This is a genomic window from Bradyrhizobium sp. OK095 (assembly GCF_900109945.1).
In the GTDB taxonomy this organism is placed as follows: domain Bacteria; phylum Pseudomonadota; class Alphaproteobacteria; order Rhizobiales; family Xanthobacteraceae; genus Bradyrhizobium.
The window spans coordinates 297,818-320,000 of the sequence record NZ_FOBX01000009.1 but is presented as its reverse complement, the minus strand read 5'-3'; the positions used below and the strand labels follow the sequence as shown (position 1 = coordinate 320,000).

General features: G+C 62.1%; 23 protein-coding genes. 9 read left to right on the top strand and 14 right to left on the bottom strand.

The window, feature by feature from the left end; translation table 11 throughout:
- Nucleotides 1–84 precede the first annotated feature (84 nt).
- Together BMW89_RS24775 and BMW89_RS24770 are read left to right on the top strand one after the other, a co-directional pair.
- Nucleotides 85–1,404: a KAP family P-loop NTPase fold protein gene (locus BMW89_RS24775; RefSeq protein WP_092029638.1), complete on the top strand. Its 1,320-nt coding sequence runs from the start codon at nucleotides 85–87 to the stop codon at nucleotides 1,402–1,404.
- The gene (locus BMW89_RS24770) at nucleotides 1,401–2,459 is read left to right on the top strand and encodes a hypothetical protein (RefSeq protein WP_092029637.1); all 1,059 of its coding nucleotides are present in this window, start codon (nucleotides 1,401–1,403) and stop codon (nucleotides 2,457–2,459) included. The genes BMW89_RS24775 and BMW89_RS24770 overlap by 4 nt, the downstream gene beginning before the upstream one ends.
- 43 nt (nucleotides 2,460–2,502) lie before the next feature.
- Here the strand turns inward: BMW89_RS24770 and rpoD are convergent, their stop codons facing one another.
- Entirely contained in the window at nucleotides 2,503–4,662 is a 2,160-nt protein-coding gene (gene rpoD / locus BMW89_RS24765; protein ID WP_092029636.1) for an RNA polymerase sigma factor RpoD, read from the bottom strand.
- Nucleotides 4,663–5,038: 376 nt separating this feature from the next.
- Nucleotides 5,039–7,063, bottom strand: coding sequence for a DNA primase (dnaG, locus tag BMW89_RS24760; protein WP_092029635.1), 2,025 nt, complete (start codon nucleotides 7,061–7,063; stop codon nucleotides 5,039–5,041).
- 161 nt (nucleotides 7,064–7,224) lie between these two features.
- Between dnaG and BMW89_RS24755 the strand changes: the two genes are divergently transcribed.
- Nucleotides 7,225–7,788 (top strand): chlorite dismutase family protein, encoded by a 564-nt coding sequence (locus tag BMW89_RS24755; RefSeq protein WP_092029634.1) that lies wholly within the window; start codon nucleotides 7,225–7,227, stop codon nucleotides 7,786–7,788.
- Here BMW89_RS24755 and BMW89_RS24750 read toward each other — a convergent pair.
- Genes BMW89_RS24750 through BMW89_RS24740 form a run of 3 tightly spaced genes read right to left on the bottom strand, consistent with a single transcriptional unit; the run spans nucleotide 7,785 to nucleotide 9,977 of the window.
- Entirely contained in the window at nucleotides 7,785–8,183 is a 399-nt protein-coding gene (locus BMW89_RS24750) for a gamma-glutamylcyclotransferase family protein (protein ID WP_092029633.1), read from the bottom strand. The genes BMW89_RS24755 and BMW89_RS24750 overlap by 4 nt on opposite strands.
- 51 nt (nucleotides 8,184–8,234) lie before the next feature.
- Nucleotides 8,235–9,065: a transglutaminase-like domain-containing protein gene (locus BMW89_RS24745; RefSeq protein ID WP_092029632.1), complete on the bottom strand. Its 831-nt coding sequence runs from the start codon at nucleotides 9,063–9,065 to the stop codon at nucleotides 8,235–8,237.
- Nucleotides 9,066–9,977, bottom strand: a complete 912-nt coding sequence (locus BMW89_RS24740) for a transglutaminase family protein (protein ID WP_092029631.1) — start codon at nucleotides 9,975–9,977, stop codon at nucleotides 9,066–9,068.
- Between the two features lie 90 nt (nucleotides 9,978–10,067).
- Between BMW89_RS24740 and BMW89_RS24735 the strand changes: the two genes are divergently transcribed.
- Nucleotides 10,068–10,874, top strand: a complete 807-nt coding sequence (locus BMW89_RS24735; RefSeq protein ID WP_092029630.1) for an N-formylglutamate amidohydrolase — start codon at nucleotides 10,068–10,070, stop codon at nucleotides 10,872–10,874.
- Here the strand turns inward: BMW89_RS24735 and BMW89_RS24730 are convergent.
- The 4 genes from BMW89_RS24730 to BMW89_RS24715 form a co-directional block, all read right to left on the bottom strand.
- Nucleotides 10,871–11,854, bottom strand: a complete 984-nt coding sequence (locus BMW89_RS24730; protein WP_092029629.1) for a DUF3592 domain-containing protein — start codon at nucleotides 11,852–11,854, stop codon at nucleotides 10,871–10,873. The genes BMW89_RS24735 and BMW89_RS24730 overlap by 4 nt on opposite strands.
- A 90-nt stretch (nucleotides 11,855–11,944) precedes the next feature.
- The gene (locus BMW89_RS24725; RefSeq protein ID WP_092029781.1) at nucleotides 11,945–12,562 is read right to left on the bottom strand and encodes a LysE family translocator; all 618 of its coding nucleotides are present in this window, start codon (nucleotides 12,560–12,562) and stop codon (nucleotides 11,945–11,947) included.
- A 49-nt stretch (nucleotides 12,563–12,611) separates the two neighbouring features.
- Complete coding sequence (locus BMW89_RS24720) at nucleotides 12,612–13,154, bottom strand: hypothetical protein (RefSeq protein WP_092029628.1); 543 nt, start codon at nucleotides 13,152–13,154, stop codon at nucleotides 12,612–12,614.
- Nucleotides 13,155–13,156: 2 nt separating this feature from the next.
- The gene (locus tag BMW89_RS24715) at nucleotides 13,157–14,602 is read right to left on the bottom strand and encodes an LVIVD repeat-containing protein (RefSeq protein ID WP_092029627.1); all 1,446 of its coding nucleotides are present in this window, start codon (nucleotides 14,600–14,602) and stop codon (nucleotides 13,157–13,159) included.
- Between the two features lie 116 nt (nucleotides 14,603–14,718).
- Between BMW89_RS24715 and BMW89_RS24710 the strand changes: the two genes are divergently transcribed.
- The 3 genes from BMW89_RS24710 to BMW89_RS24700 are packed head-to-tail and all read left to right on the top strand — an operon-like array spanning nucleotide 14,719 to nucleotide 16,005.
- Entirely contained in the window at nucleotides 14,719–15,033 is a 315-nt protein-coding gene (locus BMW89_RS24710) for an ArsR/SmtB family transcription factor (RefSeq protein ID WP_092029626.1), read from the top strand.
- Nucleotides 15,026–15,496: an SRPBCC family protein gene (locus tag BMW89_RS24705; protein WP_092029625.1), complete on the top strand. Its 471-nt coding sequence runs from the start codon at nucleotides 15,026–15,028 to the stop codon at nucleotides 15,494–15,496. The genes BMW89_RS24710 and BMW89_RS24705 overlap by 8 nt, the downstream gene beginning before the upstream one ends.
- Nucleotides 15,493–16,005, top strand: coding sequence for an SRPBCC family protein (locus tag BMW89_RS24700; protein WP_092029624.1), 513 nt, complete (start codon nucleotides 15,493–15,495; stop codon nucleotides 16,003–16,005). The genes BMW89_RS24705 and BMW89_RS24700 overlap by 4 nt, the downstream gene beginning before the upstream one ends.
- 17 nt (nucleotides 16,006–16,022) lie before the next feature.
- Here the strand turns inward: BMW89_RS24700 and BMW89_RS24695 are convergent, their stop codons facing one another.
- Nucleotides 16,023–16,202: a hypothetical protein gene (locus BMW89_RS24695; protein WP_092029623.1), complete on the bottom strand. Its 180-nt coding sequence runs from the start codon at nucleotides 16,200–16,202 to the stop codon at nucleotides 16,023–16,025.
- 400 nt (nucleotides 16,203–16,602) lie between these two features.
- Here BMW89_RS24695 and BMW89_RS24690 point away from each other — a divergent pair, with 400 nt between their 5' ends.
- Nucleotides 16,603–17,409 carry a transglutaminase-like domain-containing protein gene (locus tag BMW89_RS24690; RefSeq protein WP_092029622.1) on the top strand — a complete coding sequence of 269 codons (807 nt, stop codon included), beginning with the start codon at nucleotides 16,603–16,605 and terminating at the stop codon, nucleotides 17,407–17,409.
- Between the two features lie 102 nt (nucleotides 17,410–17,511).
- Here the strand turns inward: BMW89_RS24690 and BMW89_RS24685 are convergent, their stop codons facing one another.
- A complete protein-coding gene (locus BMW89_RS24685) occupies nucleotides 17,512–18,285 on the bottom strand; it encodes a DUF2189 domain-containing protein (protein WP_177196286.1) in 774 nt (257 codons plus the stop codon).
- 292 nt (nucleotides 18,286–18,577) lie between these two features.
- Here BMW89_RS24685 and BMW89_RS24680 point away from each other — a divergent pair, with 292 nt between their 5' ends.
- Nucleotides 18,578–20,809: an ATP-binding protein gene (locus BMW89_RS24680; RefSeq protein ID WP_092029620.1), complete on the top strand. Its 2,232-nt coding sequence runs from the start codon at nucleotides 18,578–18,580 to the stop codon at nucleotides 20,807–20,809.
- A gap of 2 nt (nucleotides 20,810–20,811) precedes the next feature.
- Here BMW89_RS24680 and BMW89_RS24675 read toward each other — a convergent pair whose 3' ends face one another.
- From BMW89_RS24675 to BMW89_RS24665, 3 genes are all read right to left on the bottom strand, one after another.
- The gene (locus BMW89_RS24675; protein WP_092029619.1) at nucleotides 20,812–21,255 is read right to left on the bottom strand and encodes a hypothetical protein; all 444 of its coding nucleotides are present in this window, start codon (nucleotides 21,253–21,255) and stop codon (nucleotides 20,812–20,814) included.
- Between the two features lie 2 nt (nucleotides 21,256–21,257).
- Nucleotides 21,258–21,626 carry a nuclear transport factor 2 family protein gene (locus tag BMW89_RS24670; RefSeq protein WP_092029618.1) on the bottom strand — a complete coding sequence of 123 codons (369 nt, stop codon included), beginning with the start codon at nucleotides 21,624–21,626 and terminating at the stop codon, nucleotides 21,258–21,260.
- 81 nt (nucleotides 21,627–21,707) lie between these two features.
- A complete protein-coding gene (locus tag BMW89_RS24665) occupies nucleotides 21,708–22,175 on the bottom strand; it encodes a MarR family winged helix-turn-helix transcriptional regulator (RefSeq protein WP_092029617.1) in 468 nt (155 codons plus the stop codon).
- Nucleotides 22,176–22,183 lie beyond the last annotated feature (8 nt).

The window sequence follows — 22,183 nt, the reverse complement described above, 5'->3', positions numbered from 1 at the left end:
ACAAGGTGGCAACTATCATGAGATTACCCGACGTAATCAACCACAACGCGCTATCTTGGTTGAAGATTTCTACTCAGATGATATTTGGAGAAAGATCAGCAATTTGGGGATGAATTGAAGTACAGTGATCGCCCAATTGTCAGACCGGGAGAAGACGTTCTCGGAAGAGCGCCTTTTGCGTTGGCGCTCGCACGGGCTATCGACGGCATGGTTCTCGCCAGCGATGGTTTTGTGATCGCGATAAATGGTAGCTGGGGCCTCGGCAAGACTAGCGTCGTTGAACTAACTTTGCGATTTCTAGCCCACCTTGAGATGGAGCGAGCGAGCAATACTACGCTATTAGGCGACGAGTCCCCTTACCCAAAGAATATGACAGAACTGGAAGAACTTGCCTCAAGCTTTGACAAGGTGAGAGACAAGATAACCGCGTATGACGAGCTAAACTTAAATGTCACCGCCGCCCAACGCAATCACCAACTAGGACTTTTCCGAAGTTGGCTTCGAGACGAGGATGAGGCCAACAAGGCCGATCAATATTGGCGCCTCTATCGTAAGATTGAAGGTCATCGTCGAACGATACAAGTCCGATTCTCCCCGTGGGTAATCGCTGGTCGAGCAGAATTGGCATCCGTACTCTTCAGCGAGCTAGCGCGAGCCCTTGGTGACAGACTGGGTTCGGACGTCAAGGACGCCTTCGCCTCGATAATAAGCCGACTAGCTGAGCTTGCGCCAGTCGCGGGCGCTGGTCTGGATTTAGTAACCCCCTACGGAGCAGGAAAGCTCTTTTCCGCGGGAGTTAGCTGGTCCAGCAAAGTCGCGGCATCGTCCATAAGAGGTCCGACTCTCGACCAACTCCGAGATACTCTAAAGAGGCGACTGCGAGATCTCAAAGACCAACGTATCCTCGTGATTATTGACGACTTGGATCGTCTGATGCCCAGTGAAGCGGTCGAAATGGTGTCACTCGTAAAGAGTCTGGGCGATTTACCCAACGTTATCTACTTGTTGAGCTACGACGAGAATAATCTTGCTCGCCTCATTAAAGAAGGCATCAAACTGGACGGCCGCGAGTTCCTCTCCAAGATTGTGCAGTATTCCGTCGATCTTCCCATCATAGGGAAGGATAAAATGGGAGAACTCTTCGAAGCTGATTTGATCTCTATCGCGGGGAGTTTGACTGATGAACAAAGCCAGCGGTTGAGCGCCGCTTGGTATTTTGTGATCCGCCATTATCTTAGGACCCCAAGAGACGTTCGGTTGTATGCTAACTCAATAGCAATGGCATGGTCGGCGGAGAGCGACCACGTCGACATTGTAGATTTACTTTTGATCGAGGCTCTCCGTCTACATGAACGCAATCTCCATGACTGGGTGAGAGACAATTTAGAAGAATTGACCCAATGAACGATCGGGACGACGAACTCAGGAAGCGGGTAGAGCTTCAGTTGTCGGATACCAAGAACGCAGAAGCGGCCAAAAATGCTTTGGCTCTTCTCTTCCCTTCTATCGAAAGAGTTCTGCAGACGTACGTCCCTTCAGATAGGGACGTCAAATTCCAGAAAACCAACCGGAGAATCTCCCAGAAGGATTTTTCGCACGCTTACTTTAGCCTGAATCCGGAATCTGCCACGTGGGGGCGAACGGAGTTCGAAAGGCTTATCGAAGAAGGGCCCGAAGTCGCCTTTGCCGCACTTGAAGATCGAACCAGTAAGTCATCCGCGTCTGATCAAGCGAAGCTGCGTAAGTTGTTCCTCGAATTACTGGATGCGGCATTCAGCACCACAGTGGAGTTTACCCAGCTGTGGCTCGACCAGATCATTGCTGGAAGCGCCAAGCTCTTGCGCCAAAGAGATCGCTCGACAGAATCTCTATTTGCGTTCGACAACGAAGACAGGCTCCGATGGCTGATCACGAATGCACTCGAAAAGCTGCCGGTCGAGCGCAAAGTCGAGTTGTTGAAAAACTCGATCGTTGCGGCCAGCGACCTCACGGTTTTGACTGATGTCATCCGAGGAATTGTTGGGGACAAGAACCCTGACGGCGTCCAAGATCGGAGCAGCAGGTCCAGTCTTGGGGAAGAAGCGGAGGACGTTCGAGAAAAACTTCTAAGAAAGATAAAATACCTTGCGGGTTGGGGAAGGTTCTGGAGGCAAGCTAGACCCGGACAGTTGCTTTGGTTTTGGTGGGGATGCGATCTTAAGGAGGAAGTTCAAACCTTTACGACAATGTCCATGAAGTCGAGGATCGGCCTTCTTGGCTTGCTTGAAGCACCGATAAGTGTGGTGACTTCAACTGCAGGTTCCTTTGAGCGCGTAAACAGAGCTAGCTGGTCGAAAATAGTTGATATTGACGCACTCACGGAAAGGGCGAAAAAGCTCTCAGAAAGTTCGGCTAGCCAGCGCGAACGGGAACTGGCTGTCAGATTTTTGAATGCGGTCGATCGAGATCAGCGGAGATGACGGCAGGCCTAGGCCTGCCGCCTCAATCGATGACGATCCGAATTTAGTTATCCAAAAAGCTCCGCAGCTTCCGCGACCTTGACGGATGCTTCAGCTTCCGCAGCGCCTTCGCCTCGATCTGACGAATACGTTCGCGCGTCACCGAGAACTGCTGGCCGACTTCTTCCAGCGTGTGGTCGGTGTTCATGCCGATGCCGAAGCGCATGCGCAGCACGCGCTCTTCGCGCGGTGTCAGAGATGCCAGCACGCGCGTCGTGGTCTCGCGCAGGTTCGACTGGATCGCCGCGTCGATCGGCAGGATCGCGTTCTTGTCCTCGATGAAATCGCCGAGGTGTGAATCCTCTTCGTCACCGACGGGCGTTTCGAGCGAGAGCGGCTCCTTGGCGATCTTGAGGACTTTTCGCACTTTCTCCAGCGGCATGCCGAGCTTTTCGGCGAGCTCTTCCGGGGTCGGCTCGCGACCGATCTCGTTGAGCATCTGGCGGCTCGTGCGCACGATCTTGTTGATCGTCTCGATCATGTGCACGGGGATGCGGATGGTGCGGGCCTGGTCCGCAATGCTGCGGGTGATCGCCTGCCGGATCCACCACGTCGCGTAGGTCGAGAACTTGTAGCCGCGGCGGTACTCGAACTTGTCGACGGCCTTCATCAGGCCAATGTTGCCTTCCTGGATCAGGTCGAGGAACTGCAGGCCGCGGTTGGTGTACTTTTTCGCAATCGAGATCACGAGACGGAGGTTGGCTTCCACCATCTCCTTCTTGGCCTGGCGTGCTTCGCGCTCGCCCTTCTGCACGGAGTGCACGATCTTGCGGAACTCGACGATCTCGAGGCCGGTGAGGGCTGCAAGCTGATGCACCTCGTGGCGGAGGTCCTTGATGCGGTCCTTCTCGACGTGGACGAAGTTCTTCCAGCCCTTGGCGGACAGCTTCGAGACGCGGTTGAGCCAGCGCGGATCGAGCTCGGAACCCTGGTAGTTGCGCAGGAAATCCTCGCGCGCGACGCCATGGCTGTCGGCAAGCCGCATCAGGCGACCCTCGTGCGAGACGAGGCGCTTGTTGATGTCGTAGAGCTGCTCGACGAGTGAATCGATACGCGCCTGGTTCAGGCGCAGCGACTTCACCTCGACGATGATCTCGTCCTTGAGCTTGCGGTACTTGCGCTCCTGGTGCGGCGACAGCGAGGGCCCGTGCGAGGTGCTCTCGAGCTGATTCTGGATGTCCTGTTCCTGAAGCTTGCGCAGCTTCTTGTAGCTGTCGGCGATCTTGTCGAAGATCTCGACGACCTTCGGCTTGAGCTCGGCCTCGATGGCCGCGAGCGACATCTGGTTCTCGAACTCGTCGTCGTCGTCCATGTCGGATTCGGCGGCGGCTTCGGCCGGATCCTTTTGCTCACCGGCCTGGCTGCCGCCTGGAGCGGGCTGACCAGCGCGGAACGGGGTCGGCGACGGCGGGGCTGCGGGCGGCGCGACATGCGCGGGCGCGCCGGCAGCGGCAGGCTGGCCGCCTTCGGCGGACGCTTCACCGTTCTCGCCGTTGGGACCGGCAATCATGGCGTTGTTCATGCCGGCCTTGGCATCGGGCCCGGCATAGGTCGCTTCGAGATCGATGATGTCGCGAAGGAAGATTTTGCCTTCGTTGAGCTCGTCGCGCCAGATGATGATGGCCTGGAAGGTCAGCGGGCTTTCGCAGAGACCTGCGATCATCGCCTCGCGGCCGGCCTCGATGCGCTTCGCAATCGCGATTTCGCCTTCGCGGGAGAGCAGCTCGACGGTGCCCATCTCGCGCAGATACATGCGCACGGGGTCGTCGGTGCGTTCGCCCGGCTCGCTCTTCTTGACCTCGGTGACGGCCTTTTGCGTGACCTCGACAAGCTCGTTGTCGGTCTCGTCCTCGCCGCCCTCGTCCTTCTCCTCTTCGCCGTCGCTATCGTCGGCTTCGGTGACGTTGATGCCCATGTCCGAGAGCATGGACATGATGTCCTCGATCTGCTCGGGCGAGGTCTGGTCGGACGGCAAAACTTCATTGAGCTGATCGAAGGTCACGAAGCCGCGCTTCTTGGCCTGCTTGATCATCTTCTTCACTGCCGCGTCGGACAGATCGAGCAACGGCGACGGCGCGTCCTGGGAGTCCTTCTCCGGCGCGTCCGCTGCCTTGTCGTCTTTTTCCTTGTCCTTCGTCTGCAGCGTCTTTGCCTTGGTGGCCATCCATTGCTCCTAAACGCGCTTCATGCCGGCGGCTCGCTCCGCCCGCGTGAAATCACTTGAACCTGTTGTTCGACGCTCTCGCTTCGTCAGATCTCGACACGGAAAGGGCGGCGCGCACATCTCTCGCCACCCCCGACCTTTCTCTCGCCGGATTTGCCTAACGCTTCGTGAGCCTCTTTGTCGCAGCGGATGCAGGTGAAGTGCCAACAGCTATTGCGCGGATTCATTCCTGACGCGTCTGTTCTGCCTGCGGCCGCCTGGTGGCCAAAGTGCTACAAGACCGTTAAGTCTCGATTAACCCTGTTTTTGCCGCCAAACCTTGGATTTGGCGAGTCTTTTAGCGGTTCCGACCCCGGCCGTCCGCATGATTCTTTCATCACACGCTCTTCTGGAACCGGCCCGACAGCTCGCCAAAACCCTCGATCAGGGCCTCGGTGCCGTCGACTTCGCCTATCCGAGCCTTGACGTCACGCAGCCACGCCAAATTGGCCTCGCTGGAGTCCTCCCCCAAGGCCAGCTCGGCGTCCTTCAACTCCCTAAGTAGTGAATGGTACTGCCGATGCAAGGCAACGAGCTGGTGCCAGGTGGCGAGAACGTCGTCCCGCGCGGCCCCCTCGCGGGCGCCCCACACCGCCGCGGTGGTGATTCCGCCCTCAACCCTTTGAAGAATCTTGGAAAATTCACCCTTCTCGATGTCGCCACGCATCTTCTCGGCTTGCTCGCCAAGGTCCGGGGAATGATGATGGTCGTTGGCGAAAGCGGCGATGATGCCGGCCCGGAGCTTATGGGCCTCGGGGTGGGCGAACTCCAGGGCAGCGACCTCCTCGAGGTGATCATGCAGGAGCCAGGGGTGGTTGATCAGGCTTTGCAGGATCAGGGCCTCGCGGCGGGAGATGGCGCTCCTCTGTCCACGCATGATCGGGCTCGCCGCCAGCTGGGGGCTTGCGGCCTGGTAAGGGCCGGACGGCAGCGGGGTCGGACCGGGCGGGCCACGGCGCCCTCCAAAGCCCTGGCCACCAAAGCCTTGGCCGCCGAATCGATTCGGCTGTCCCCCGCCCCTTGGCTGGAACTGGCGGCTGCCCTGACCGGGACGGAAATTGCCCCGGCCGGCAAAGCCGCCGCGGTTGCTGTCCGGTGCAAAGGTGCGCTGAAGCCGCTCGGCGAGATCCTGGCGATAATAACGCCGCACCACCTCGTCGCGGATGCCGTTGGACAATTCCTTGATGCGCGCTTCCAGCGCGGCGCGGCGCTCGGGGGTGGCAAAATTGCCGCCTTCGAGCTCGCGCGCCCAGAGCATGTCGGCAAGCGGGCGCGCCGCCGCGATCACCTCTTCGATCGCACCGCGCCCGCCGGAGCGCGCGAGGTCGTCGGGGTCCTGCCCTTCCGGCAGCAGCGCAAAGCGCAGGCTTTTTCCCGGTGCGAGGAAGGGCAAGGCAAGGTCCGCCGCACGATACGCCGCCTTCTGCCCGGCCTTGTCGCCGTCGAAGCAGAGGATCGGCTCGTCCGCCATCTTCCAGATCAGCGCGAGCTGGTTTTCGGTCAACGCAGTTCCGAGCGGCGCCACCGCGCCTGCAAAGCCTGATGTCACCATCGCGATGACGTCGACATAGCCTTCGACCACGATCAGGGGGCTGCCGTCATGGGTGGCTTTGCGCGCGGTCTGGTGGTTGTAGAGATTGTCGCCCTTGTGGAAGAGCGGCGTCTCCGGCGAGTTCAAATATTTGGCCGGAACGTCCTTCTCCAGCGCGCGCCCGCCGAAGGCGATGACGCGGCCGCGCATGTCTGCGATCGGAAACATCACGCGATCACGGAAGCGGTCATAGGGCACGGGAATGTCGTCGCCTGCGACGAGCAGCCCGGTCTCGACCATGTCGTCGACGGAGACGCCGAGCTTGCCGAGATGCTCCTTCAGCGCGAAGCGATCGGGCGAGGCATAGCCGAGGCCGAACTGCAATTGCGTCGCCGGCGAGATGGCGCGGTCGGCGAGATAGCCGCGCGCCTTGGCACCGACGCGGGAGGCCAAGGTCTCCGCAAAATACTTCGCGGCGAGATCCATGACATCATGCAGCGAGCGGCGCCGCTGCTCCTGCCGCGCGGCATCCGGCGTCACCGCCGGCAGCGGCAGGCCGGCCATGCTGGCGAGCCGCTCCACGGCCTCAGCGAACGGCAGGCCGTCGGTCTCCATCACGAAGCTGATGATGTCGCCGTGCTTGCCGGAGGAGAAGTCGTGGTAAAAACCCTTCTGGTCATTGACGAAAAACGACGGCGACTTCTCCTGCTGGAACGGCGACAGCCCCTTCCACTCCCGCCCCGCCTTCTTCAGCTTGACGCGCTTGCCCACGACTTCGGAAACCGAAAGCCGGGCACGCAGCTCGTCGAGGAATTGGGGCGTGAAGCGCATCGTGTTGATTTCTGGGGTGAGTCGGGCGTTAAGCCAATCGGATAGGCATATAAGGATGGCCTTGGGAAATACGACGCACGTGGGGCTTCTCCCGGCTATTCACAGGCCAAAAGATTCGACGGCAGGCTTGAACCCCGCCCGGTTCCACGCTTCCATGGGCCATGTTCAGGACCTTTCGGGGCGGCCAGAGCGGGGGCTGGCGCATTACTTCGGTTTCGCCCGTGACGGGCGAGCCCTTCGCCTTCATGCCGGCGCTGTCGGTCACCGACAGCGACGCCATTTCATTGCCGCTGGTGCCCTCGCGCAATGCGTGGCGGCTGGTCGGAGTGGCGAGCAGCTTGCGCTACACCGAGCGCGCCGAGAAGCAGCAGCTCACCGCCGTGCAGGCCGGGCTCGGCCGGCTGGAGGCAACGAGCGCGGCCCTGATCCCGATCCGCAAGTCGCAGGCCTGGTGGGATCTGACGCAGGAAGAGCGGCGCAAGATCTTTGAGGACAGATCGCACCACATCGCCAGCAGTCTTCGTTTCCTGCCCGCCATCGCGCGGCAGCTCTATCACTGCCGCGACCTCGGCGGCCCCTTCGACTTCCTGACCTGGTTCGAATTCGCCCCCGCCCACGCCTCGCTGTTCGAGGAACTGGTGGCGATGCTCAGGCGAACCGAGGAATGGACCTATGTCGAGCGCGAGGTGGACGTGCGCGTGGTGAAGGAAGTGCTGTCGGCTTAATGCTCCAGAAAACGTCCTGACTCGATAAGCGGCAGATCGGCGACGGGCCAGTTGTAGATGTAGGTCCAGGCCTTCTCGCTGGTGCCATCAGGCAGCATGACGTCGATCAGCCGGCGCAGATACTCCGTCGGCTCGGGAAAGCCTTCCCCGCAGGCCTCGTACATGTCGAGCTCGCCCAGGAGTTCGTCGGGCACGCGGAGGTGAAAGAGTTCGCCATGCACGATGTCGGAGGCCGCATCCGACAACAACAGGCCCGGATAGTGCTTCACAAGAACGAGCCGGCCGCGGCAGGTCGCTTCACCAACGAAGTCGGCATGGCCAGCAAGCAGCCGCGCCATCGGATGGTCGAAGCCGCGCATCAGGGTGCCGTAGACGAAGAGGCGATCGGGGGTCATGGAGGCGTCTATAAACTCCCAGCCTCGTCATTGCGAGCGTGGGGCAACGCCTCACCCCACCTTTACCGCCTTGTCGCCGGCCACCTCATCGCTCACCACCACGAACTTCTTTAATTCCATCCGGCCAAAGCTGGTCGAGAGCGCGACGTCGGCGGCATCGCGCCCCGTCCCCATCAGGATGCGGCCCCTGCGAGGGACATTGTGGCGGGCGTCGAAGGTGAACCATTTGCCGGATAGCCAGACCTGAAACCAGCCGGAGAAATCCATCGGGGACGGGTCCTTGGGAATGCCGATGTCGCCCATGTAGCCGGTGCAGTAGCGCGCCGGGATGCCCATGCAACGGCAGAGCGTGAGAGCGAGATGCGCGAAGTCGCGGCAGACGCCGGTCTTCTGCTTGTAGACGTCGTGCGCCGACTTCATGTGATGGGCGTGCTTGTAGCCGAAAGTGACGTGATTGTGCACGAACTCGGTGATGGCCGAGACGCGCTTCCATCCTGGCTCGGTCTTGCCAAACAACGACCAGGCGATGTCGGTGAGCTTGTCGGTCTCGCAATAGCGGCTCGGCATCAGATAGAGCAACAATTCGTCCGGCAGCTGGTCGATCGGGAGTTGTTGCGCGGTCGGCATGATCTCGTCGGGCCGGCCGCTGTCGCGCACCAACGCGCTGCCCTTCAGCGTCACGCCGCCCGCGGGTGCCACGAGGCGGCCGCACACATTGCCAAAACCGTCGTGATAGAAGTGGATGGGAACGTCGGGCTCAGCGACCACCGTCTCCTTGCCGATGATGTCGGCCTGTCGCGAGGGGTGGATGTTGAGCATGATCACCATCGGTGTCGGCTGCGCTGCCGCGTAGGTGATCTCGAAGCCGACCTTGATTTCCATCTATGAAACTTCTGCCTCCATCTCTTCGTCGCTGTTTTGGTCATCCGAGACCACTCTGATGTTCACGTCCATCTCCTCGAAAGCGCCCTCGGAGCCGATATAGACCCCGTGCAGCGGGATCGCCTGACGCGGATCGCGAGCGACCGCGACACGGATCAGGTCGCGGGTACCGATGATGCCATTGGTCGGATCGAACTCGATCCAGCCCGCACTCGGCAGATAGACCTGCACCCACGCATGCGTCGAGCCGCCGCCGACATGATGTTCCTCGATATCTTCCGGCACGAAGATGTAGCCGGAGACGAACCGCGCGGCGAAGCCGAGATGGCGCAGCGCCTCAATCATAAACAGCGCATAGTCCCGACAAGTTCCCGTGCCCGACTGCAAAGTATCCAGCGGATGCTGGGTGCCGGGCTCGTGACGCTTCCGGTATTTGAACTGTTCGCGGATGCCATGCGTCATGCCGCTCAGGATATTGAAGGTTGGCGACGGCGATTCCTCGTCAAGGAAGCCGCGCGCCCACTCCGCGATCTCGCCGTCGGGATCGGCATATTGCGGCGTGATGTACTGGACGAGATCGGGAAACTCCTCGTCGTCATAGACGAAAGGATAGAAATAGGCCTCGTCGTCCGGCGTCAGCGCGAACTCATCGACCGGATTGTGCTCGACGGTGACGTGCCAGTCGAAGGTCAGCGTTTCCGAACGCTCGTCGAAATTGGCGATCGCGACCGAATTGCCGAACACGTCGTGAATCCAGCGCAGCGACATCGGTTCGGGCGATATCTCGAGCCTTGAGTCGAGCACGCGCAGATCGTGCCCATCGCGTGGACGCAGCATGATCCTGTGTTCGCCGAACGCCACGGGGCGGTTGTAGCGATATTCGGTCTTGTGATGAATCGTGAGCAGCGGCATCGTCAGTCAATCATGGTGAGTTTGGGCGGATCAATCTATAGCGATTCTGCCCGATTCTTGGGGTGACTGCTTCTTCAATAGGCAATCAGGATGGCTTTAGACACAGCCGACGCGACGGATCAACTGCTCGGCCGGGGCGACATTCCGCCAGTGCATGAGGTGAATGCAGCAGGCACATCGCCCTTCCTGCTCACTTCGGACCATTACGGCCGCGTTCTGCCGCGCGCGCTCGGCGATCTCGGCGTCGCTGAGGCCGAGTTGACGCGACACATCGCCTGGGACATCGGCATCGCCGGCGTCGCCGACCGGCTGGCGGAGATGCTGGATGCGCATCTGATCGCGCAGCACTATTCGCGGCTGGTGATCGACTGCAACCGCCCGCCGGCTGCGGTGAGCTCGATTCCCGTGATGTCCGAGGCGACGGGAGTCCCGCGCAATGAGGCAATCTCCGAGGGCGAGCGCGGCGCGCGGCGGCGCGAGATCTTCGAGCCCTATCATCATCGCATCGACGCCGCGATCGACCGCCGCCTCCATGCGAAGCAACCGACCGTGCTGGTGTCGCTGCACAGCTTCACGCCGGTTTATGCCGGTGTCGCACGGCCCTGGCACATCGGCGCACTCTACAATCGCGACACCGTGCTGCCGCAGCTGCTGCTGAAACATCTACGCGCGGAGGGCGATCTCGTCGTCGGCGACAACGAGCCCTATGCGGTGAGCGACCTCACCGACTACACCATTCCCGTGCACGGCGAAGCCCGCGGCCTCATCAACACCGGCATCGAGATCCGCCAGGATCTGATCGCGGACCAGTCCGGCCAGCAGCAATGGGCGGAGCGGCTGGCGCGGATCTTTGCGGAGATCGAGGTGGAGTTGCGGGCGGAGAGGTTGCTCGACTAACCGCCCCGCGTCGCGACGAATATCGCGAGCGCGGCGAAGATTGCGGCGATCCCCCACAGCACATAGGCGATGCGGCCATCGCCGCGGGGATTCAGTGTCGTCTCCGCAGGATTGTCGGGATTGACATAAACCTCGACGCTGGCGCCGTCCTGATAGCGCGACAGCAGACGTTGCAGCATCTTGTTGGAGGCCGAGGGCGATCCGGTGGCGACCCGCGCGCACTCACTGGTATAGCTGACGCTCCGGTAACTGTACGTGCAGAACACGCGCTTGCCGAACATCTCGGTGCCGCGCCGCGCGCTGTCTTCGTTGGCTTCGCGATATTCTTCCATCTCCGACAGCTTGATCTTGCCCGGCACCACCGACCATCGCCTCTCGATCGAGGCCTGCCGGTGCATCGCGAGCCCGAACAGCGCGATGGCCAAGCCGAATGCACCAAAGCCGACGACCAGGCCCGCGAGATCGGGGCGTGCGATGTGACGTGCGAGATAGGCGTAGCTCTGGTTGAGGCCGAAAGCCGAGCCGAGAACGATAGCAAGCACGATAACCGTGCCGATGCCGAGACAGCCCCACAGCCCCTTGGGCAGGTCGCGCTCGAGCAACGCCTGATCCGGATGGCGCGGATTGTAGTAGACGGTAACGATGCTGCCGGCGGGATATTTCGCGAGCTTCTCAGCAACCTGAAAGTTGCCGAGGTCTTCGCCGATGGAGATGCGGTTGTTGTGCAGCTTGCGGCTGCCGACCGAATATTCGTAAGTCACATTCGCGAAGTTGCGGCTCTCGAGGCGAGAACCGCCCTCCCGCTCGTCGTCCAAAACCGTGACCTCGCGCACCTCTGCAACCGAGGTGACGACCTTGCCGGGTGCCTGCGGCCAGTTGCGCGCCTCGCGCACCTGCCAGGTCTTGACGATTGCAGCGACCAGGATGAGTCCGAGCGGTGCGAGCAGCATCGCATAGACGAACCAGGGCAAATCAGGCACGGCCAAATTCCTTCGTCAGCAGCAATGCTTCCTTGGACGCACCGCCGCGGACGAAGGTTCAACCGGCAGACTCGCTTACTGAAGTCCTGCTCATTTGGCCCGGATCAACGCCAGCCAGATGCCGCCGCCGATCATGAAGCCGCCGGACACGCGCGACACCATGCGGGTGCGGCGCGCCGAGAAAAAGCCGCGGGCCTGACCGGCAAGCAGCGCGTAGATTCCGTCCGTCAAGCCGGCAAGCACCATGAAGGTTGTTCCGAGCACCAAGACCTGCGACAGATGATCCTTGCTCATATCCATGAATTGCGGAATGAACGCGCCGAAGAACACCAGCAGCTTCGGGTTCGACAACGCCACGACAAAGCCCTGCAACAGAAAGCCACCGCGAGGGGGAGGCGGTGGCGCGTCGGTGTCGACGCCCTCAACCGGAGAGCGGATCAGCTTGATGCCGAGCCAGACCAGATAGGCCGCGCCCGCAAAGCGCACCCAGTTGAACCAATAGCCCATCGTCGCCATCAGCGAGGTGAGGCCGATCGCAAGTATACCAATCACGATCAACAGCCCCACCTGGACGCCGAGAATGTTGGTCAGCGCGGCACGCGTGCCATGACGCAGGCCGTTGGCGATGACGAGGGTGACGATCGGCCCCGGCAGCAGCGCGAGCGCAATGCAGGCGGCGACGAAGGCGAGATAGGCTTGCATGGACATCATGGGGAGGACTCGGCTGAGGTCGGTTTGGGGTATTAATGCATGGCACTCACTTTCCGTCCAGCGCCGCCGTCAACCATGTCTTCATCTCCGGCGTCTCCAGGAACACGAGCGCAGCACGCTGCACCCCGCTTGCTTCGCCACGCCCCTGCGCCGCCGCGACGAACAGATCGCACCGGCGTGAAACGGCAACGCCGATCGCGACGCGATGGACGCCGTCCGGCATATCGAGATCATAACGCCTCGCGCGTCCGCGCATCTCGCCGATACCGACCTCCTCACCCAGCGCGACGGCCGCGAAGCGCGGGCTGATCAGATCGACATCGGCAACACGATCGACCTCATCGTCATCGGCAACGCCGCTGTCGCAATTGCAGAAGCCACGTTTTGCGCGCACGTACAGCTCGGCGCCGGCGCACGCACCTTCGCAACGAAACGCGCGCCCTGCCGGCCAACCATCGCGCGGGAACGGCCATGCGATCTCGCGCCAACGCGCGACCTCCTCCACCGGAGACGTCGCAAGCTGATAGGCGCCGACACCGGACACACCGAGCGCAATCACCGCCACCGCTATCGTCGCCCCGCGCCGCATCGTCAGTTCCTCGGCAGGCCGGCGGCGGCGCGCGCGGGTCCGGTCAGTTCGAGAATGTGCAGACCGGTATTGGCGCGGTCAACGATGTAGATGTAGCCGCGATCGTCGGTCTCGACATTGTTGGTCTGGATCGCGACCTTGCAGCGCGCGCCGCCCTCGATCGGGATGCAACGCTTGTCGGTGGCCGTCGTGATCGCGGGAATGAAATAGCCGACCTCCTTCGGATGATAGGGATCGCGGATGTCGAGCGCGCGGACGCCGGCATTGAAGAAGGCGATGAAGGCCATCTTCTTGTAATAGACCGGCGCCATGCTCTCGTTGGAGGAATGCGAGCCGAAACGGCCGCCGCGCTGGCAGAACTGCCCGCTCGCCTCCGGCACGGTGTAGCTCGAGATCATCATCGGCCGCGTCTCGGTGGTGACGTCGGCGAACCACACCATCTGCCGTGCCTCGCCGCATTCGTTCAGGATCGCCTCGTCCACGATCATGACGATGTCGCGCGTCTTGCCGTCCTTGTCCTCGGCAAATTCCGCAACGGGCATGTCGAGCATCGGAAATGTCGTGTGTGCGCCGTTGAAGGCGGACATCGGCATGCGCGATATCTCGGGATAGCGCAGATTGTCCGGCGTCGGCTCCTTCGGCCCGTTCAGCAGCTTGTCGCGATCGACGATCTGCAAAATGCCGCCCTTGTTGGTGCCGTAGCCGAAAAAGACGCGGTTGCCGTTCGGCCCGGTCGAGATCGGCCCGTGCAGCTCGGTCGGCACCGCGCCGGTCGAACCCGGCTCCTGTCCGGGCAGGCCGAAGTCGCGGATTTTTTGCGGATGCGCGGGGTCGCTGAAATCATAGATTTGCGTCATGCGCCGCGTGCGCCAGTCCGGCGCGCCCGAAACGAGGAAGGCGATGCCGGTGTCGCATTCCCACCAGCTCTTGTGGGTGTCCTTCAGCCCGGCAATGCGCGTGATCAGCACAGGATTTGCGGGATCCGCGACATTCCAGATCTCATGCGCCTCGCTGCCGAAGGTGCGGAGCAGGTAGACCGCATTGGGATCCCCCTTCGGCAACGACTTGCCGTCACAGACCCGCACCATCTGCGCGCCGCCGGATTCGTACTTGCCTTCCTGCCCGGGCAGGTGCCGCAGATATTTTGGACGCGCGGGATCGGTGACATCAACGATCGAGGTGCCGTTCGGCTCCTCCTTTCCCGTCATCGGATTGACGGGAGCGGGCACATCATCGGTGCCGCCGTGATGGCCGATATAGGCGATCCAGCGATCGCCCTGATGATGAATGGTCGGCTGATAGGCGCTGCGCGCCTGAAGGTCGTTGGTGCCGACCAGCTTCATGTTGGAAGCTTCCGGCGGCGCACCGATCGTCTGCTTCTGGGCGTGGACGAAGGCGCTGCTGGCGAAAAGGACGAGGCCTGCAGCAGTCAAGACGCAACGGAACACTCATGTCCTCCCGGAACCAATCTGCGTTGGCCAAGCTTCAATGCTAACACAACCGCTTGCACGCGCCCAAGACACCATCTTGACATGCAACCTTTTGGTTGCCTAATATGCGTGCCATGGATGAGGTCTTCAAAGCGCTCGCCGATGCGTCACGACGGTCGCTGCTGGACAGGCTTCACGCCAACAACGGCCAAACCCTGAACGAACTCTGCGAAGGCCTGGAGATGACGCGCCAGGCGGTGACAAAGCACCTTGTCATTCTGGAAGAGGCCAGCCTCGTCACCACCATCAGGCATGGCCGCGAGAAGCTGCACTACCTCAATCCGGTGCCGATCCATCAGATCGGCGAGCGCTGGATCAAAAAATTCGAGCGCGGCAAGCTCGTCGCGCTGAGTGAGTTGAAACGCCAGTTGGAGAAGCGCGATGAGTAAGCCGCAATTCGTCTATGTGAGCTATATCGAGACCACGCCGGAAAAACTGTGGGAGGCGCTGACGTCGAGCGCGTTCACCAGGCAATACTGGTTCGGCGCCGAGGTCAGATCGGACTGGAAAGTCGGCTCGCCCTTTGCGCTCACGCTGGACGGCGAGATCACCGATTCCGGCGAGATTTTGGAAGCCGATCCGCCGCGGCGCTTGTCCTACAGCTTCAAGCACCAGAAGTTCGAAGAGCTGCGCGGTGAACCGATCTCGCGCGTGGTCTTCACCATCGAACCATTCGGCTCGCTCGTTCGTTTGACCGTGCTGCATGACGGCTTCGTCGAGGGCGGCAAATATCTCGGTGCCGTCTCCAATGGCTGGCCGGCGATCCTGTCCCAGCTCAAGAGCCTGATCGAGACCGGCAAGCTGCTCGGCATCCCGCGCGCAGCCCTGAACAAGGGATTCGACGCAAAATGAACCTCGATCAGTTCAAGCCGCTCACGGTCTATTCGATTTACATCGTCTCCACGCCGGAGAAGGTGTGGGAGGCGCTGACCTCCGCCGAGTTCAGCCAACGATACTTTTCCGGCTTTGCGGTGGAGATGGAGCCCAAGCTCGGCGGCACCTTCATCGTGTGCGCGCCGGACGGCACGGAGCATATTTCTGGTGAAGTGTTCGAATACGATCCGCCGAAGAAGCTGACGGTCACCTGGAACGTCAACTGGCCCGACCTTGTCGCAAAGCTCGGTACCACGCTCGTCACCTACGAGATCGAGCCCGCCGGCGAAGCCGTCCGCCTCACCATGAGCGAACGCCACGACCGCGCGCTCAGCGACGACATCCTCTCCGGCGGCCGCGCCGGCTGGCCGGCGATCCTGTCGGGGCTGAAGAGCCTGCTGGAAACCGGCAAGGCGCCACAGATCAAGGTGACACCGCCAGTGAAGATGCTGGCGGCGTTAAAGGCGATGGGGATCAAGACGCCGTAGCGCCCGGACCCTGCCCCTCATCGCTTCTTCTTCGCCGGCGGCGGATCAATCTCGTCGATCTTGCGACGGCAGTCGCCTTCCGAGTCGTGCGGGCCCGAGACAAAGGTGCCGCTGACTTTGATCGCATACCAACCAGACTCCACGCCGAGCCGGAGCGCTTCTTCTGTCTTGACGTGCCGTGAGGAGAGAGCTTGCATCAGGTGCTTTCGGTTGGCGTTCGATCCTGTATCGAACAGCGATGAAATCTTTCAGGCATCCGCGGCAAGAGCCTGCGGCGTCCGGCTCAGCGGCGGGAACGGGCAAGATCCACAACGATCGCCGTTACGACGACTGTGATGAGTCGGCTCCGCCATTGCGAGGAATGAGCCGTTTCACGTCGCGCGCGCATAATCGTGGCGCCGCGTGTGCGCAGAGACGACCGATCTTTCCGACATAGGTGCACCGTGCGCGCAATCACTGCAATTAGCTATCGTTTTCTCGCCTGCGCTGCGCTTTTGAAGCGCCAAATGCCGCTCTCGATCGAATAAGGCCGTTAGAGCCTTGTGTTCGACTGCTCCGTAGCCATGTTGGTAGCTTAGCCAAGGGAAAGTCTCTCGTATGAAGCTCCGCGTCGGGTTCGAGATGCTGTACGAATTCCCGCAGCCGACGCCCATGATCATGGTGTTGGGTACGCACTTTACACGCGCCTCCGATGTCATCGTGCCCGACCTGCTGACCACCAGCCCCTCGGTGACGATCACCCCCTATCGTGACCTCTTCGGCAATTGGTGCAGCCGCATCGTGGCGCCAGCCGGCACCTTCCGCCTCGCCGGCGATGGCGTCGTTCGTGACAGCGGCCTGCCTGACCCGGTGTTTCCGGACGCGATACAGCACGCCGTCGAAGCGCTACCGGCCGACACGCTCGTCTATCTGCTCGGCAGTCGCTACTGCGAGACCGATCGCCTGTCGGATATCGCATGGAAGTTGTTCGAGAAGACGCCGCCAGGCTGGGCGCGGGTCCAGGCCATCTGCGATTTTGTTCATCGCCACATCACGTTCGGCTATGGACACGCGCGTGCGACCAAGACGGCCCGGGAAGCCTACGACGAAGGCAAGGGCGTGTGCCGCGACTACGCCCATCTCGCGATTACATTCTGCCGCTGCATGAACATCCCGGCGCGTTACTGCACCGGCTACCTCAGCGATATCGGCACGCCGCGTCCCTGGGCCGCAGGAGATTTCGCCGGCTGGTTCGAGGCGTATCTCGGTGGAAGCTGGCACATGTTCGATCCGCGCAACAACACGCCGCGGATCGGCCGCGTGCTGATCGCGCACGGACGTGATGCCGCAGACGTCGCGATCACCCAGACCTTCGGTCCGAATACCCTGCTCAATTTCAAGGTATGGACCGACGAGATTGCCTGATGAGAGGGCGCCACCGCGCTCAGCGCCGACGAATTTGCGTCGTTGGCCAACGCCGGCAAAGGCAACGCGAAACTCCGCTAGCGCGCGGCGAACGCCTGTCTCTTACGCCACCGGCACCACCAGCCGCCGATAGAGATGCCACGTCGCGTGCCCAAGCACGGGCAGCGTCACCACCAGCCCGAGAAAATACGGCAGCGCCGAGACGGTCAGCAGCATCACGATCACCGCGGCCCAAGAGATCATCGGCAGCGGGCTGGTCACCACCGCGCGCACGCTCGTCACCATCGCGGTGACGAAATCGACCTCGCGGTCGAGCAGCAGCGGAAACGACACCACGGTCAGCGAAAACAAAATCAGCGACAGCGCCGCGCCGACCGCGTTGCCGATGGCGAGGAACAGCAGGCCCTCATTGGTCGTCAGCACCACCGTCATGAATTCCTGGAGGCTCGAAAACGAGGCATGCAGGCCGAGCAGCAGCGCGATCAGCAGCCGCACCTGGTACATCCAGATCACGAACACGAACAGCGTGACAAACGCCATCCAGCCGATCTCGCTGCGCGAGCGTATCGCCGACCAGATCGCCGCGAAGGAGACGGGCTCGCCGCGCTCGCGGCGACGGCTGACCTCGTAGAGACCGATCGCCACGAAGGGACCGATCAGAGCGAAGCCGGCGGCCAGGGGATAGACCAGATAGAGCATGCCGAAGGCGGTGAGGCAGAGCATGATGGCGATGCCGCCGGCCGCATAGATCGCCCCGAAACAGAGCCCGTAGAGCGGCAGCGCCTGGAAATCGCGCAAGCCTTCGACCAGCGCCTCGGCGATGTCGGTCGCCACGATGGGACGTACCACCGGATCGATCTTGCCCGAGATGGACATCAGCTTCCTCCTGATCTGCCGGCGCGGTCTTCGTTGCACGCGGATCGACCTCGATATTAGCGCCCTCGCCCGCGGCGTGCACGTGCAAGTTGATTGCCGGATGACGGTATCCTGGGAGCACCGGCACGACCTCGTCCGCGAGCCTCTCGGGGCTCGTCCATGATACGCGACTTCAGAATCTTTCCCCATCGCGGGCTTTTCGGCACGATGCCTATGGACTGAGCGGAGGCTGGTGCCGCAAATTGTACCCTCGAACCAGCACACGCGATGACCCGAGCGGACCCTTCGACCGATGAGCTTGCGGACCCGGCTACTGATACTCGTCATCGCGGCCATGCTGGTGCCGGCGAGCCTCGTCGGCCTGCGTTTCGTGCAAAACCGCAGCAGCGAGGTCAACGCGGCCCTGGCCAATCTGGCGGCAACGGCCGACGACATTGCGAGCGATCTCGACGAGAAGATCCAGGGCACCGCCCAGCTTCATTATGGTCTGTCCCGTGCGCGCGACCTCGACACGCGCGACAAGGCGGCGTGCTCGGCGTTCCTGTCTGACGTCCGCGAGGAATACCCGCAGTTCACTGGGATATTGACCATCGATCCAGACGGCAGCCTGTTCTGCGACTCGCTGCGGACCAGCCGCACACTTGACCTCAGGGATCGCGCCTATTTCAAGCAGGCCCTGGTCTCACGCAGCGTCGTGATCGAGCCGGTGTTTGGCCGGCTGACCGGACTGTCGGTGCTCCAGATTGCCTATCCGGTACGATCGGAGACGGGCGCGCTGAAGCTGATCCTGCTGGCGTCCTTCAACCTGAGCAAATTCGTGGAGTTTCACGACAGGCGGCTGCTTGCCGAGAAAGAGATTCTGCTCATCGACAGCAAGGGAACGGTGCTGGTCGCCCCCTCCGGCGGAGGCTGGACCGAGCCGGTCGGGACATCGATCGCGGGATCCGAGTTGCTCCGCTTCGCTGCAACTCCCGATCGGAAGGCGTTTCAGGAGGTCACCGATCGCGAGGGCCGCACGCATGTCTGGGCCGTCGCCGCCCGCTCGCCCTCGACCCGTGATGCCGGGCTCTACATCCTGGTCGGACGATCCAAAGATGGCCTCGTCGCGGCGGCGAACCGCCGGCTTTACGAGGATATGGCGATCCTCACGTTGGCCTCGCTGCTGCTGCTCGCGGGTGTCTGGGTCCTTGCAACCGTGAGCGTCGGGCGGCAGGTCGGACGGCTTGCCACGATGGCGAAAAAGCTCGGGCTCGGCGACCTTAGCGCCCGCATTCCTCCACCGCACCCGCGCGGCGAGCTCGGCGGGCTGATGACGCTGCTCAACGACACCGCGGAGTCGCTCCAGCAGCAACGCGCCGCGATCGCTGACCTCAACCAGAAGCTCAGCCAATCCCAGAAGATGGAAGCCATGGGCCAGCTCACCGGCGGCGTGGCGCACGATTTCAACAATCTTCTCACCGTCATTCTCGGCAATTCGGAGCATCTGGCCGACATGCTGGCGGGCAACAAGGAATTGCACCGGATCGCCGGCGACATCGCGACCGCCGCCGAGCGCGGCTCCGATTTGACGCGGAGCCTGCTCGCCTTCGCGCGCAAGCAGCCGCTCCGGCCGCTGGACCTCGACATCGCCGGGAAGATTCTCGACATGGAGCCATTGCTGCGCCGGACCCTGGGCGGGCACATCGAGTGCACCTTCGCACTCGATCCGGATCTGTGGTTGACCAGCGTCGATCCCGGCCAGCTCACAACGGCGCTGCTCAACCTCGTACTCAACGCGCGCGACGCCCTGCCTGAGGGCGGCAAGCTGACGGTTGGAGCACGCAACATTTCACTCAGCGAATCCGACCTCGACGTCAACGGCGAGCCGCGGCCCGGCGACTATGTCATGGTCGCCGTGACCGACACCGGCAGCGGCATGACCGCCGAGGTGGTGAGCCGGGCGTTCGAGCCGTTCTTCACCACCAAGGAGGTCGGCCAGGGGACCGGGCTCGGGCTCAGCATGGTCTACGGCTTCGTGCGACAGTCCGGCGGCCTGGTGCAGATGCAGTCCGAGCCGGGACGCGGCAGTGTCGTCAAGCTGTTCTTTCCTCGCCTTGCAACGCCGCCGATCGAGGAGCCAGTACCAGCGGAGCGGATCACGACACCCGACGGCAGCGAGACCATTCTCGTCGTCGAGGACGACGACATGGTGCGCGCCTATGTCGAGAACGAGCTGAAGGCGCTCGGCTACCGCGTCATCGCGCGGTCGAACGGTCCCGCGGCGTTGGAATTGCTGCGCCAGCCCGGGGACATCCACCTGCTGTTCACCGACGTCGTGATGCCCGGCGGGATGTTCGGGCCGGAGCTTGCGCGGCAGGCAACCGGCTTGCGGCCCGGGCTCAAGGTGCTCTTCACCTCCGGCTACACCCAAAATCCCGTCAAGATGCCCGACGGGGTCGGCGACGCCCGCATTCTGACAAAACCGTTCCGGCGGAGGGATCTTGCCGCGATGCTGCGGACCGCTTTGTCGGCGCCGGAGCGTTGAGCTCAGGAAGAAGACACGAGCAGGAGCGCGACACCGAGATTGGCCGCGAACAGGACCGCGTCGATGACGAAGATCCTGAGCATCGGGCCCTTCAACACCGGCCAGTAGGCCACCCCGACGCGTCCGCCGCGCATCAGCACTGGAACGTTGTAGATAAACTGGCTGAAATGGCAGGCGGCAAAGAACAGGAACAGCACGAGCTGCGCCTGCACCGGCTGGAAGAACAGCGGACGCGCGGCCAGAAGATAGAACGACAGCAGTCCGATCGGCAGATTCATCCCGCCCAGGAACGCCACGCTGGCCGCAAGCGTCGGCGCGATCGGGTTGCTGCGCTCTTCCCGCGGCAAAAGTATCTTCAACGTGTTGGCTTGCGCGATGCTGAACTGGATGAAGGCGCCGCCGAACCAGAGCGCATTGAGGAGCAGGACGAAATCGGAGAGGTGCATGGTCATTTTCCGTAAAAGGCTTCGCTGCGCACCACGCGGCCCGCATCGTCAAAATCCATGAACTCGCTGGCGCGGGTGTCGCCGAGCTGCCACCACACCGTCAGTCGCGCGATCGCCTCGTCCCAGCTCCAGCTCAGGATCTTCAAATCGGCGCTTTCGATGTGGCCATAAGCCTTGCGCCAATAGGCGCGGATGTTCTCGGCGCCCGCAACGACCGGAGAGCCGGTCAGCGTCAACGCGAGAGGGCTGCGCATCTGCGCGTTGTCGGCAAAATGCGCGACGACAGCGTCGATATCGACCCGGCGCCAACTCGCGCACCATGCCGCGACAAAGTGTTCCGCGGCAGCGCGGTTCATTTTCCCTGCGTCCATGACGCGGCCCTCCCCCCGGTTCGTTGCCGGGAAAGTGGCAAAGCCCGCCGCTCATGTCAACTATGTTGACTTGAGGACTCGTCAATTATTGTCGGCGATCGCTTTCATGACGGCCGTCCACGCCGCAGCACCCGGAACCCCGACGCGATCGAACGCCTTGCGCATGACCTTGCGCTCGTGATCCGACGCCTTCTGCTCGACACGTCGCCCGGCCTCCGTCAGGCGCAGCAGCTTGGAGCGATGCTGCTCCGGTGCCCGCTTCGACGTCAGGAGCTTGCGCTCCAGCAGCAGATTGAGCGGCCGGTTCAGGGCCTGCTTGGAGATACCGAGGACATCGATCAGCGCGCCGATCGCGATGTCGGGCCGGCGCGCCACGACGTAGAGGATACGGTGGTGCGGGCGCGACAGGCCCTGCTTCGCAAGATAGTCGTCGGCCTCCAACGTCATCCCGCGCCAGCCGTAATACATCAGCTCCAGCGCCGCATCGAGATCGTGCAGCTTGTCGAGCGAGGCGCGGTGAAGCCCCGCGGCTTGAGAGGTCTTTGGCATCGTCAGAC